The organism is Acuticoccus sediminis, assembly GCF_003258595.1.
Classification (GTDB): domain Bacteria; phylum Pseudomonadota; class Alphaproteobacteria; order Rhizobiales; family Amorphaceae; genus Acuticoccus; species Acuticoccus sediminis.
In genome coordinates, this window is record NZ_QHHQ01000004.1 from 306,023 (window position 1) to 318,270 (window position 12,248).

Consider the following 12,248-nt stretch of genomic DNA (forward strand, 5'->3'; position numbering starts at 1 on the left):
TCCGAAACACGGCGGTGCGGATTATGAGGCTACCGTCGCCAGCCCCGCAACGCCAGATCCAGCGTCGCCAATGAGGAGGTTCAAATGCGTGTTCTTGTCATCAACAGCAGTGCCGACCTGACGAACGCGGTGTCCCGCCGGATCGTCAAGGCAGCCGTCGAACGGCTTGCGGATCGCGATCCGCAGCTCGAGATCGATGTGCGGGACGTCGCGGTCGATCCGGTCCCGCACCTCGTCCCCGGAACCATTTCGGGCGTTCGGGGCGGTGCCGAGTCCACTGCGGAGGAAGCCGCCGCGCGGGCGCTCTCCGACACGCTGATCGACGAGCTGCGCGCCGCCGACCTCGTCGTGATCGGCGTTCCGATGTACAATTTCGGCGTCCCCACGGTCCTGCGCTCCTGGTTCGACCATGTTCTGCGCGCCGGCGAGACCTTCCGCTACAGCGAGGCGGGTCCGGAGGGGCTCCTGCGCGGGAAGCGGGTGCTCGTGGTCGAAAGCCGCGGCGGCCTCTACAGCGAGGGCCCCGCGAAGGTTGCGGACTTCCAGGAACCCTACCTGCGCCAGCTCCTCGGTTTCATCGGCCTCACAGACGTGACGTTCGTCCGTGCCGAAAGGATCGGCTTCGGCGACGAGGCGCGCGACGCGGCCATCGCCAGCGCGCTGTCGGACGTCGACGGCTGGGTCGCCGGCCTCGCGCTGACCGACGTGGCGGCCTGACTGCAGCGGAGTTCCAACCGCTGGCCACGCCGGACCGGCGCTGCCATGTCCTCGGGTCGCTGGCCGATCAGGACCGGACAGGCGCCCTGTTCGTGAGGGACGCCGGTTCCGCGCTGTGTTGTCGACCCGGGTGCAGAGCCCGGCCGTAACCTGAAGACAGGTCGAGGTTTGTGATGATGTCCGGCCGTCTCGGCCGGGCGCGGTCCGTGGAGACCGGAGGCAAGCCCGGCTCCTCCGCCGACGACTGGTGCCTTACCCGGCAGCCGCGCAACTCCACCCGCAGCGCCGCACGGCCATCCAACAGCCTCAGGAAGCCGCACCGCGTCCCAAGCTCGCGAAGCTGCCCAAGGCGTCACAGTTGCTGAATGAGCGGAGCGCATGACGCGAGCGCACGACAGAAAAGCCACGAAACCGCCGGCTACCGTCGTCTCGATGCAGACTGGAAATTCTGGATGGCGGAGAGAGAGGGATTCGAACCCTCGGTACGGTTACCCGTACAACGGTTTTCGAGACCGCCCCGTTCAACCACTCCGGCACCTCTCCCGCGCCGCGCAACCTAATCATCCCGGACGGCTTCGGCAAGTGATTGTCGCGCCTTCCATCGCGATCGCTGTGCATGACTTCCCCGCGCCTGCGCATGGCAGGCCGTCCGGCCATGAATCGCGGGGGGATCGGCACTTTCCTCGCGTCCGGACGGGGCCTCCGTCTGTCCAAGCCTCCCCTTTCCGTGCAGTTTGCCGCAAAAGCACAAGACGGAAACGACCACGGAGATCCCCATGTCATTCGCGCCCGAAGACCAGCGCGCCACCCTGCTCGGCCGGGCCTTCCGCCCCGGCATCGGCCCGTCGGTCGTCACCGTCCGCGACGGCGCCGTCATCGACATCACCAGCAAGGCCTACCCCACCGTGCGCGACGTCACCGAGGCGGACGACCCGGTCGCCGTCGTCCGCGGCGCGAAGGGCGAGGCCATCGGTGACGTCGGCACGCTGACGGCCCAGACCGCGGCGACGCGCACGGCCGACGCTCCCTACCTCCTCGCCCCGGTCGACCTCCACGCCGTCAAGGCGTCGGGCGTCACGTTCGTCGCGAGCCTCATGGAGCGCGTCATCGAGGAGCAGGCGCGGGGCGACCTCTCCAAGGCGGCGGCGCTCCGGTCGGAGATCACCGGGCTCATCGGCACGGACCTCTCCCGGCTGAAGCCCGGCTCCGAGCAGGCGATGGCCCTCAAGGAGGCGCTGATCGCCAAGAAGGCCTGGTCGCAGTACCTCGAGGTCGGCATCGGGCCGGACGCGGAGATCTTCACCAAGGCGCAGCCGATGAGCGCGGTCGGACCGGGCGCCTATGTCGGCCTCCACCCGGTCTCCTCGTGGAACAATCCGGAGCCGGAGATCGTCATCGTCATCGCCTCCACCGGGCGGATCGTCGGCGCCACGCTCGGCAACGACGTCAACCTTCGGGACGTCGAGGGACGCTCGGCGCTCCTTCTCGGCAAGGCGAAGGACAACAACGCGTCCGCCGCGCTCGGCCCCTTCATCCGCCTCTACGACGAGAGCTTCGGCGCGGCCGACGTCGCGGCGGCGGAGGTGAGCCTGACCGTCACCGGCGAGGACGGGTTCGAGCTCTCCGGCCGCTCCTCGATGCGGCAGATCAGCCGGTCGCCGGAGGAGCTCGCCGGCGCCACCATCGGCAGCCACCATCAGTACCCGGACGGGCTCGTCCTCTATCTCGGCACCATGTTCGCCCCGGTGGAGGACCGCGACGCGCCGGGCCAGGGGTTCACGCACCACCCCGGCGACGTCGTCACCATCGCGACCGAGACGCTGGGCGCCCTCAGCAACACGGTCACCTATTCGACCGAGGCTCCGCCGTGGACGTTCGGCATGCGCGAGCTGATGGCGAACCTCGCCGGCCGCGGCCTCCTCTAGGGCCCCGGGCCGCCGCCCTGCGGAGCGGCGGCGGCTTCCCCCGTCCGGCACCACGCCGGCGGCCTGTCGATCCTGGTGACGCCCGGACCGCCGCGACGGCGACGGCTTGACGAGCGCCCTCCCCCGGGAGCAGGCTTGAGGCCTTCACCCGGGGGGTCCCGACAAGGGGCTGAGATTCTGATCGCCGGTCCGAGCGGGACCGGCAGCGCAGTGACCCGAAGAACCTGATCCAGTTCATACTGGCGTAGGGATGGTGTTCGGGTCTCGCGCGGGACCGTTGGGCGACAGGTCCGATCCTCCGGCGCAACCTCTCCCATTCAACGCGGAACTGGGTCTCCACGCGCTGGAGCTGGGAGGCTCACTCATGACCGACGTTTCACCGACCGTTACCACCGGCCCGCTGCCCGCCTCGCGCCGGATCTACCGGCCCGGGACGATGCACCCGGACATCCGCGTGCCGCTGCGGCAGATCGACGTGCATCCCTCGGCCGGCGAGCCGCCCGTCACGGTCTACGACAGCTCCGGCCCCTACACCGACCCCGCCGCCGAGATCGCCATCGACCGCGGCCTCCCCCGGCTCCGCTCCGACTGGATCGCCGCGCGGGGCGACACCGAGGCCTACGACGGTCGCACCGTGAAGGCCGAGGACAACGGCTTCGCGCAGGGCGAGCGCCTGACGCCGGAGTTCCCGGTCCGGCACCGGCCCCTGCGCGCGCTTTCCGGACGGGCCGTCACGCAGATCGCCTACGCCCGCGCCGGGATCGTCACGCCAGAGATGGAGTTCGTGGCGATCCGCGAGAACCTCGGCCGTGCCGCCCTCAAGGAGACGCTCGTGCGCGACGGCGAGGACTTCGGCGCGGAGATCCCGGACTACGTCACCCCCGAGTTCGTGCGCGACGAGATCGCGAGGGGGCGCGCGATCATCCCGGCCAACATCAACCACCCCGAGCTCGAGCCGACGGCGATCGGGCGCAACTTCCTCGTGAAGATCAACGCCAACATCGGCAACTCGGCCGTCACCTCGTCCATGGCCGAGGAGGTGGAGAAGATGGTGTGGGCCACGCGCTGGGGGGCGGACACGGTCATGGACCTCTCCACCGGCCGCAACATCCACAACATCCGCGACTGGATCGTCCGCAACGCCGCCGTCCCCATCGGCACGGTGCCGATCTACCAGGCGCTGGAGAAGGTCGGCGGCATCGCCGAGGCGCTCAACTGGGAGGTGTTCCGCGACACCCTCGTCGAGCAGGCCGAGCAGGGCGTCGACTACTTCACCATCCACGCCGGCGTCAGGCTCCACATGATCCCGCTGACGGTGGACCGGGTGACCGGCATCGTCTCGCGCGGCGGGTCGATCATGGCCAAGTGGTGCCTCCACCACCACCGCGAGAGCTTCCTCTACGAGCACTTCGAGGAGATCTGCGACATCGCGCGGGCCTATGACGTGTCGTTCTCGCTCGGCGACGGCCTGCGCCCCGGCTCCATCGCCGACGCCAACGACGCGGCGCAGTTCGCCGAGCTTGAGACGCTCGGCGAGCTCACAAAAATCGCCTGGGCGAAGGACTGCCAGGTGATGATCGAGGGGCCCGGACACGTCCCCATGCATAAGATCAAGGCCAACATGGACAAGCAGCTCGCCGTCTGCGGCGAGGCGCCGTTCTACACCCTCGGTCCGCTCACGACCGACATCGCGCCGGGCTACGACCACATCACCTCCGGCATCGGCGCGGCGATGATCGGCTGGTTCGGCACCGCGATGCTCTGCTACGTCACCCCCAAGGAGCACCTCGGCCTGCCCGACCGGGACGACGTGAAGACCGGCGTCATCACCTACAAGATCGCGGCCCACGCGGCGGACCTCGCCAAGGGCCACCCGGCCGCGAAGATCCGCGACGACGCGCTGTCGCGCGCCCGGTTCGAGTTCCGCTGGGAGGACCAGTTCAACCTTTCGCTGGACCCCGACACCGCCCGCGCCTTCCACGACGAGACGCTGCCGAAGGAGGCGCACAAGGTCGCGCACTTCTGCTCCATGTGCGGGCCGAAGTTCTGCTCGATGCGCATCTCACACGACATCCGCGAGGAGGCGAAGGCCGCCGCCGGCATGGCCGACATGGCCGAGCGCTACCGCGACGGCGGCAACCTCTACATGCCGGTCGAAGAGGTGCAGTCGTGACCCAGTCTCCGGGCGCCCTCCTCGGCGCCCTGCGGACGAGCCCGCCGCTCGTCCAGTGCCTGACGAACTACGTGGCGATGAACATCGCCGCGAACGTCCTCCTGGCGGCCGGCGCCTCGCCGGCGATGGTGTCGGACGCCGAGGAGGCGGGCGAGTTCGCCGGGATCGCCGGGGCGGTGACGGTGAACATCGGCACCCTCTCCGCCCCCTTCATCGCCGGCTGCCACGCGGCGATCGCGGGAGCGAAGGCGGCCGGGCGGCCCTGGGTCCTCGACCCGGTCGCCTGCCAGGCGACGGCGCTCCGGCGCCGCGTCTCGGCCGAGATGGTGGCGGCCGGGCCGACGATCGTCCGCGGCAACGCCTCCGAGGTCCTGTCGCTCGCCGGCGAGGAGAGCCAGGGCCAGGGCGTCGACGGGCGCGACGAGGTGGACGCCGCGGCCCCCGGAGCCCGCCGCCTCGCCGAAAAGACCGGCGCGATCGTCGCCGTGACCGGCGCGGTCGACCTCGTAACCGACGGGACACGGGTTGCAAGGATCGCCGGAGGATCGATCTATATGCCCATGAACACCGCCATCGGCTGCTCCCTCACCGCCCTCTGCGGCGCCTACGCCACCGTGGCGGACGATCCGTTCGACGCGACCGTCGGCGCCCTCGCCCACTTCGCCGAGGCCGGCCGTGCGGCACATCCGCTCGCCGACGGTCCCGGCACGTTCGGGCCGCGCTTCGTCGACGCCCTCCGCGCCCTGACCCCCGAGGCGCTCGACCGCACCGCCGAAGTGAGATTTCAATGAAGACCTTCGACCTGTCCCTCTATCTCGTCCTCGATCCAGGCCTGTGCGCCGGGACCGGCATGATCGAGACCGCACGCGCGGCCGTCGCCGGCGGCGCGACCATGGTGCAGCTGCGTGACAAGACCGGCGGCACCGACCGGCTGGTCGAGACCGGCCGCGATCTGATGGACGCTCTCGCCGGCACGCCCGCCAGGGTGATCGTCAACGACGACGTGACCGCAGCCATCACCATCGGCGCCCACGGCCTTCACATCGGTCAGGGGGATGGTGCCGCCGACGAGGCGCGGGCGCGGATCGGTCCGGCCATGATCCTCGGCCTCAGTGTGGAGCGGCCGGACCTCGCAGCCGGCGTCGATCCGGCGGTCGTCGACTACATCGGCGCCGGCCCGGTGTTCGCGACGCCGACCAAGCCCGGCCACCACGCGCCGATCGGGTTCGACGGCCTCGCCGGGATCGTCCGGGCGAGTCCCGTCCCGGCGGTTGCCATCGGCGGCCTCAAGGCGCCGCACGTCGGTGACGTTCTCGCCGCCGGCGCGGACGGCCTCGCCGTCGTCTCGGCGATCTGCGGCGAGAGCGACCCGCGCTCCGCCGCCCACGCCATCGCCGTCCGGATCGCGGCCTCGCGCCGGTCGATCCCCCGGCTGGCCGGCGCCACCGTCTGACGGCGCCGCACCCGCATGCGGCTCAGCCGTACGAGAGCACGGTCACGGGGTGCATGCGGCCCTTCAGCGTCGCCCTGCCGCGGTAGGCGAAACCGTCGAGGAGGCGGTCGGCCGTTTCCGGGTCGGCCAGCTTCAGCGCATCGGCGACGTCCATACTGATCACCGCGGACGCGTGGAGCTGGCGCGTCAGGGTCTCCAGCCGCGCCGCGACGTTCACGGTGTCGCCGAGCACCGCGAACTCCAGCCGCCGCTCCGTGCCGATGTTGCCGAGCACCACGGGGCCGTAGTGGAGCCCCACCGAGATCGACACCGGCGGCGCGCCGCGCTGCGCCCGCTCCCGGTTCCAGGCGGCGAAGTCGTCGACGATCGAGCGGACGCAGGCCACCGCGTTGGCGATGTCGTCGGGCTCCGGGTCGAGCGTGCCGAACGTCGCCATCATCCCGTCGCCGGTGAACTTGTCGAGCATGCCGTGGTGGCGGAACACCTCGTCCTCGAGCCGGGCGTGCACCGCGCGCAGCATGACGATGACGTCGTGCGGCGGGTGAGGCTCGGCCCACTTCGTGAAGCCGACAAGGTCGGCGAACATGATCGCGGCCCTCTGCTCGCGCGTGTCGGCCAGGGTCGTGCGGTCCTGCGCGGCGAGGCGGTCGACGATCGCCGGCGGGAAGTGCCGCGCGAGGTTCACCCGCTCGCGCTCCAGCGTGCTCTGCCGCAGCACCAGGTGGCGCGAGCGCGCGACGACCGCCGCCATCAGCATCGACACCGTCAGGAACACCATGACGTTCACGAACGGCGCGCGCAGGTCCACGAAGGTCGGCGAGGCGATCTGCGGTATCGTCGGATCGTAGACAAGGCGCGCGACGTCGGCGATGTCCGTGTCGGCGAGCGAGGCGATCAGCGCGACCGTCGCCCCCCAGACCAGCGAGCAGGCGACCCCGCCCCACACCACCAGCTTCGGCTGGTAGCTGAACGCGAGCTCCACCAGCAGGATGTAGAAGTAGGTGAAATTGCTGAAGCGCAGTTCGAGCTGGAGCGGCTGCTCCATCCCGCCCAGCGGATTCGGCAGGACGAGCACCGCCGCCAGCAGGACCGCATCGATGACGACCTGGGCGTAGGGGAACCACCAGCGGAAGAACCCGAGCCGCTCCAGCCCGTACCGCGCCAGGCCCGACACCAGGAAGAGCAGCAGCATCGCCTCGTAGTAGAGCGACTGCGGGAACGGCAGCGTCAAGAAGTTGACGAACGCGATCGCCACCAGCGCCACGATCCGCCCCTTGAGGGCGAGCCGCCGGCCGGCGGCCTCCTCCGCCGCGAGGCTGCGCTCCGAGCGCTGCTCCATGCGCACGCGAAGTGCGCCTTCGGGTGCGCCGATTGCGGCGGCCGCCCCGATGGCGGCGCCGGGCGGCTCCAGGCCGGTCCCCGGCGATGCATTTCCGATCGTGCTCATTGCCGGTGCTCGTCCCCGCCGTCCCGCCGCCAGGCGCCGCTCGTCAGTCGATGGTCCGCAGGACCGTCTCGAGCGTCGAGAACAGCGTCTCGATCTCGGCCTCGGAGATGATGAGCGGCGGCGACAGCGCGATCGTATCGCCGGTGACGCGGATCATCAGGCCCGCCTCGAACGCGCGCTCCATCGCCTCGATGCCGCGTGCGCCCGGCGCCCCTTCGCGGGGGGCGAGCTCGACGGCGCCGATCAGGCCGAGATTGCGGATGTCGACGACGTGCGGGCGGTCGGCGAGCTTGTGCAGCCGCTCCTCCCAGATCGGCGCCAGCATGCCGGCATTCTCGAACAGCTCGTCCTCGCGGTAGACGTCGAGGGTCGCGAGGGCGGCGGCGCAGGCGAGCGGGTGACCCGAATAGGTGTAGCCGTGGAAGAGCTCGATCCCGGCCGGCGACGATTCGACGACGGTGTCGTAGATCCGCCCGGAGGTCATCACCGCGCCCATCGGGACGGCGGCGTTGGTCATCCCCTTGGCGAGGGTCATGATGTCGGGAATGATGCCGTAGTAGTCCGCGGCCGAGCTTGCCCCGAGGCGGCCGAACGCGGTGATCACCTCGTCGAAGATGAGAAGGATGCCGTGCTTGTCGCAGATCGTGCGCAGACGGTGCAGGTAGCCCTTGGGGGGAACCAGGACACCGGTCGACCCGGCGATCGGCTCGACGATCACCGCCGCGATGGACGACGCGCCGTGGAGTTCCACCAGCCGTTCCAGGTCGTCGGCGAGTTCCGGCCCGCCATGGTCGGGCGCCCCCTTGCTGAAGGCGTTCTCCGGCAGGTGCGTGTGGCGCAGATGGTCGACCGGATGGACCGCCGCGCCGAACTGGGCCTTGTTGCGCTCGATCCCGCCGACCGCCGTGCCACCGAAACCGGACCCGTGGTAGCCGCGCTGGCGGCCGACCAGGAGGGTGCGCTCCTCCTCGCCGTTGGCGACGTGGTAGGCGAGCGCGATCTTGAGGGCCGAGTCGACCGCCTCCGACCCGGAGTTGGTGAAGAACGCGTGCTTGAGCGCCGAGGGGAAAAGCTCGGTCAGCCGGTTCGCCAGCGAGAAGGCGAGCGGGTGGCCGAACTGGAAGTTCGGTGCATAGTCCAGCGCGGCCGCCTGCTTCTGGATCGCACCGACGATCCGGGGGTCGCCATGCCCGGCATTGACGCACCAGAGGCCCGCCGTCCCGTCGAGGATCAGTCGGCCATCGCCGGCGGTGTAGTACATCCCCTTCGCCGAAACGCACAGCCGCGGGTGAGCCTTGAAGCTCCGGTTGGCGGTGTAGGGCATCCAGAAGCTGGCCAGATCGTTCGGCCGGTTGGCGAAAGCGTCCATGACGGTCCCCTTGCGACGGTCGCACACGGCGCGGCGCAGTCGGCCCCGCACGGTCCACATCCTGCCGCGGTCCCGGCCGATGCCCCTTTCCCATAACACCCGCTCGGGCCGGTGGCACCCTGCCGTCCGCCTCGTCCCCGGCGGGCCGTCAGGCCCTGGAGCCGAAGACCTCGCGCAGCCGCTCCGGCTCGATGACGCCGCGCTCGGTGACGAGCCCGGTCACCAGCCGCGCCGGCGTCACGTCGAACGCGGGGTTCGCGGCGGCGGTCGATGGCGTCGTCACGCAGACCGATTCGATGCGCCCGTCCGCCGTTCGGCCGGTGATCTCGGTGACCTCGGTGCCGGCCCGCTCCTCGATCGGAACGTCCCGCCCGCTCTGCAGCGAGAGGTCGAGCGTCGGCGAGGGCAGCGCGACGTAGAACGGGACGCCGTTGTCGTGCGCGGCGAGTGCCTTCAGGTAGGTGCCGATCTTGTTGCAGACGTCGCCGTTGGCGGCGGTGCGGTCGGTGCCGACGATGCACAGATCCACCCGGCCGTGCTGCATCAGGTGCCCGCCCGCGTTGTCGGCGATGAGGGTGTGGGGCACGCCCGCCTCGGCGAGTTCCCACGCCGTCAGCGAGGCACCCTGGTTGCGCGGGCGCGTCTCGTCGACCCAGACATGGATCGGGATGCCGGCGGCGTGGGCCTTGTAGATGGGCGCGGTCGCCGTCCCCCACCCGACCGTCGCGAGCCAGCCGGCGTTGCAGTGGGTGAGGACGTTGACGGTCTCCCCCGGCCGCGCCTTCTGCGCCGCCTTGATGAGCGCCAGCCCGTGGTCGCCGATCGCCCCGTTGAGAGCGATGTCCTCGGCGGCGATCGCTTCCGCCTCCGTCCACGCGGCCTCCGCCCGCCGCTCCAGCGGCAGCGACGCCAGGACGTCGGCGACGCGCGCCAGGGCCCAGCCGAGGTTCACCGCCGTCGGGCGCGTCGCGAACAGGATCTGCCGCGCCAGCGCGAGGGCGGCGTCGGACGGGTCGACATCCGCGGCGATCGCCATGCCGTAGGCGGCGGTCGCGCCGATCAGCGGCGCCCCGCGGACCCGCATGACGGCGATCGCCTCGGCGACGTCCTCCACCGAGGCCAGCCGCTTCGTCGCATACTCGTGCGGCAGCCGGGTCTGGTCGATGATCTCGACCGCGCCGTCGCCGGTCGCCCAGATGGTCCGCCGTGCCGATCCGTCCGCACTGGTCTTCATCGTCCCGGCTCCTGTCGCACCATGACCGCCACCAGCCGCCGCACCATCGGCGCGACAAGCAGCACCACCGGGAACGCGATCACCCAGGAGGTCAGCCAGCACTCCAGCCAGATCGACGGCAGGTTCGTCACCAGTCCCGCCGCCCGGACCGTCGCGATCCCCGACACGATGAACGACATGAACCCGGAGAGAAGGAGGCCGAACAGGTAAGGGGCGAATCGAGGGTGCATGTCGCAGGGCTCAGTCGTTCACGAATGTGAGGGTCATAGCATCGATCGGCCGTCGCCATGCAACACGCCGGTCGATGCAGCAGGCGCGGCACCGGCGAGTCGAGCCCCGCGCGGTCAGGCCGCCGCCGCCAGCGCCTCGTGCACCGCGGAGGCCGTCGGGATCGGCGCGACGGCCCCGTAGCCGCGGACCGAAAGCGCCGCCGCGCAGGCCGCGTACGTGGCGGCCGCCCCGGCGTCGCCGGTCTCCAGCCACCGCACGAGGAAGGAGCCGTCGAAGCAGTCGCCCGCGCCGGACGCGTCGACCGCCTCGGTCGGGAAGGTCGGAACGTCGATGACGCGCTCGCCGTCGCGCACGATCGCGCCGTCCGCGCCCAGGGTCAGCGCGACGACGCCGGGGCCGAAGGCGGCGTAGAAGTCCAGGATCGCCCGGGGGTCCTGGAGGCCGGAGAGCACCGAGGCGTCGTCGAAGCCCGGCAGCGCCACCGTCGCGTAGCGCAGCGCCTCATGGATGACGGCCCGCGCACGCCCCAGCGGCCACAGCCGCGCCCGGTAGTTAAGGTCGTAGGAGACGGTGACGTCCGCCCGCTTCGCCTGACGCATCGCCTCGAAGCAGGTGTCGCACGCGGTGTCGGAGATCGCCTGGCTGATGCCGGAGAGGTGCAGGAGCCTTGCGCCCGCGATCGCCCCGTCGGGGAGGTCCGCCGGCTTCATCAGTGCGGCGGCCGAACCCGCCCGACGGTAGGAGAAGCTGTGGCCCTTCTCGCCATGGTCGACGAAGTAGATGCCCGTCGGCGCGTCGGCGTGGCGCGTGACGTAGCGCGTATCGACGCCCTCGGTGTGCCACAGGTCCATGATCGCGTCGCCGAACTGGTCGCGGCCGAGCGCGGAGAGCATGCCGACCTTCGCCCCCTGCCGCGCCGCCGCGATCGCGACGTTGGACACGTCCCCGCCGAATCCCTCGAGCCACCTCCCGTCCGACTGGCGGTTGAACTCGATCATCGGCTCTCCGAGGCAGAGGATGTCCATCAACGCCCCATCGCCGCGCGGGTCGCAGCCGCGAAGGACTTCGCGTCGGCGGCGACATCCGCCAGCGACTTGCCGGGCTTGTAGAGCGCCGAGCCGATGCCGACGCCGTCCGCCCCGCCGGCGAGCCACTCGCCGATGTTGTTGGCGTCGACGCCGCCGGTCACGACGAGGCGCGTGCCCTTCGGCAGCACCGCGCGCATCGCCTTCACCACCTTCGGCGAGAGGCCGTCGCCGGGGAAGAGCTTCAGCGCGTCAGCGCCCGCCGCCAGTGCCCTGAACGCCTCGGACGGTGTGAAGACGCCCGGCACCGAGAGGAGCCCGCAGCGCTTGGTCGCCTTCACGACCTCCTCGTCGAAGTTCGGCGACACGATGATGGTCCCGCCCGCGTCGGCGACGCGCGAGACGTCCTCCGGGACCAGAACCGTGCCGGCGCCGACGATGGACGACCCGCCGAACCGGTCCGCCTGGATGCGGATCGACCTGAACGGGTCCGGCGAGTTGAGGGGGACCTCCATCACCGGGATCGCGGCGTCGAGCAGCGCCTGGCCGACGCCCTCGGCCTCGTCCGGCGAGAGGCCACGCAAGACCGCGACGACCGGCATGGATTTCAGCGCATCATCGAGGGTCATGGGAGGTGCCTTTCGTAAGCTTGTCATCTCTACCTGCATCGGCGT

The 12,248-nt window shown here is 70.8% G+C and carries 11 protein-coding genes, 1 tRNA gene and 1 riboswitch; of the genes, 5 read left to right on the plus strand and 7 right to left on the minus strand.

Going from position 1 to position 12,248, the window contains the following annotated elements:
- Positions 1 to 84 precede the first annotated feature (84 nt).
- The gene (locus tag DLJ53_RS19560; RefSeq protein ID WP_111348336.1) at positions 85 to 717 is read left to right on the plus strand and encodes an FMN-dependent NADH-azoreductase; all 633 of its coding nucleotides are present in this window, start codon (positions 85 to 87) and stop codon (positions 715 to 717) included.
- 453 nt (positions 718 to 1,170) lie between these two features.
- Here the strand turns inward: DLJ53_RS19560 and DLJ53_RS19565 are convergent.
- Positions 1,171 to 1,260 (minus strand) — tRNA-Ser (locus DLJ53_RS19565).
- A 233-nt stretch (positions 1,261 to 1,493) separates the two neighbouring features.
- Between DLJ53_RS19565 and DLJ53_RS19570 the strand changes: the two genes are divergently transcribed.
- From DLJ53_RS19570 to thiE, 4 genes are all read left to right on the plus strand, one after another.
- The gene (locus DLJ53_RS19570; RefSeq protein ID WP_111348338.1) at positions 1,494 to 2,642 is read left to right on the plus strand and encodes a fumarylacetoacetate hydrolase family protein; all 1,149 of its coding nucleotides are present in this window, start codon (positions 1,494 to 1,496) and stop codon (positions 2,640 to 2,642) included.
- Between the two features lie 139 nt (positions 2,643 to 2,781).
- Positions 2,782 to 2,911: riboswitch (TPP riboswitch) on the plus strand.
- 95 nt (positions 2,912 to 3,006) lie between these two features.
- The gene (gene thiC / locus DLJ53_RS19575) at positions 3,007 to 4,815 is read left to right on the plus strand and encodes a phosphomethylpyrimidine synthase ThiC (RefSeq protein ID WP_111348340.1); all 1,809 of its coding nucleotides are present in this window, start codon (positions 3,007 to 3,009) and stop codon (positions 4,813 to 4,815) included.
- Complete coding sequence (gene thiM / locus DLJ53_RS19580) at positions 4,812 to 5,606, plus strand: hydroxyethylthiazole kinase (RefSeq protein WP_111348342.1); 795 nt, start codon at positions 4,812 to 4,814, stop codon at positions 5,604 to 5,606. Before thiC ends, thiM begins: the two co-directional genes overlap by 4 nt.
- A complete protein-coding gene (gene thiE, locus DLJ53_RS19585; RefSeq protein ID WP_111348344.1) occupies positions 5,603 to 6,268 on the plus strand; it encodes a thiamine phosphate synthase in 666 nt (221 codons plus the stop codon). The genes thiM and thiE overlap by 4 nt, the downstream gene beginning before the upstream one ends.
- 22 nt (positions 6,269 to 6,290) lie before the next feature.
- On the opposite strand, the gene DLJ53_RS19590 is transcribed toward thiE, so the two are convergent.
- From DLJ53_RS19590 to DLJ53_RS19615, 6 genes are all read right to left on the minus strand, one after another.
- On the minus strand, positions 6,291 to 7,715 hold the full coding sequence (locus DLJ53_RS19590) for an adenylate/guanylate cyclase domain-containing protein (protein WP_111348346.1): 1,425 nt from the start codon (positions 7,713 to 7,715) through the stop codon (positions 6,291 to 6,293).
- Positions 7,716 to 7,758: 43 nt separating this feature from the next.
- Positions 7,759 to 9,084 carry an omega-aminotransferase AptA gene (aptA, locus tag DLJ53_RS19595; RefSeq protein ID WP_111349080.1) on the minus strand — a complete coding sequence of 442 codons (1,326 nt, stop codon included), beginning with the start codon at positions 9,082 to 9,084 and terminating at the stop codon, positions 7,759 to 7,761.
- 148 nt (positions 9,085 to 9,232) lie between these two features.
- On the minus strand, positions 9,233 to 10,318 hold the full coding sequence (gene mtnA, locus DLJ53_RS19600) for an S-methyl-5-thioribose-1-phosphate isomerase (RefSeq protein ID WP_111348348.1): 1,086 nt from the start codon (positions 10,316 to 10,318) through the stop codon (positions 9,233 to 9,235).
- A complete protein-coding gene (locus tag DLJ53_RS19605) occupies positions 10,315 to 10,548 on the minus strand; it encodes a DUF2798 domain-containing protein (RefSeq protein WP_111348350.1) in 234 nt (77 codons plus the stop codon). Before DLJ53_RS19605 ends, mtnA begins: the two co-directional genes overlap by 4 nt.
- 114 nt (positions 10,549 to 10,662) lie before the next feature.
- Complete coding sequence (locus DLJ53_RS19610) at positions 10,663 to 11,574, minus strand: sugar kinase (protein WP_111348352.1); 912 nt, start codon at positions 11,572 to 11,574, stop codon at positions 10,663 to 10,665.
- Positions 11,574 to 12,203 carry a 2-dehydro-3-deoxy-6-phosphogalactonate aldolase gene (locus DLJ53_RS19615; protein ID WP_111348354.1) on the minus strand — a complete coding sequence of 210 codons (630 nt, stop codon included), beginning with the start codon at positions 12,201 to 12,203 and terminating at the stop codon, positions 11,574 to 11,576. Before DLJ53_RS19615 ends, DLJ53_RS19610 begins: the two co-directional genes overlap by 1 nt.
- Positions 12,204 to 12,248: the final 45 nt, after the last annotated feature.

Excerpts from the sequence above, each read along its gene's own strand:
- thiE (WP_111348344.1), top strand. The coding sequence starts at position 5,603 with ATGAAGACCTTCGACCTGTCCCTCTATCTCGTCCTCGATCCAGGCCTG.
- DLJ53_RS19570 (WP_111348338.1), top strand. The coding sequence starts at position 1,494 with ATGTCATTCGCGCCCGAAGACCAGCGCGCCACCCTGCTCGGCCGGGCC.
- DLJ53_RS19605 (WP_111348350.1), bottom strand. The coding sequence starts at position 10,548 with ATGCACCCTCGATTCGCCCCTTACCTGTTCGGCCTCCTTCTCTCCGGG.
- DLJ53_RS19590 (WP_111348346.1), bottom strand. The coding sequence starts at position 7,715 with ATGAGCACGATCGGAAATGCATCGCCGGGGACCGGCCTGGAGCCGCCC.
- DLJ53_RS19610 (WP_111348352.1), bottom strand. The coding sequence starts at position 11,574 with ATGGACATCCTCTGCCTCGGAGAGCCGATGATCGAGTTCAACCGCCAG.
- thiC (WP_111348340.1), top strand. The coding sequence starts at position 3,007 with ATGACCGACGTTTCACCGACCGTTACCACCGGCCCGCTGCCCGCCTCG.
- DLJ53_RS19615 (WP_111348354.1), bottom strand. The coding sequence starts at position 12,203 with ATGACCCTCGATGATGCGCTGAAATCCATGCCGGTCGTCGCGGTCTTG.
- mtnA (WP_111348348.1), bottom strand. The coding sequence starts at position 10,318 with ATGAAGACCAGTGCGGACGGATCGGCACGGCGGACCATCTGGGCGACC.
- DLJ53_RS19560 (WP_111348336.1), top strand. The coding sequence starts at position 85 with ATGCGTGTTCTTGTCATCAACAGCAGTGCCGACCTGACGAACGCGGTG.
- aptA (WP_111349080.1), bottom strand. The coding sequence starts at position 9,084 with ATGGACGCTTTCGCCAACCGGCCGAACGATCTGGCCAGCTTCTGGATG.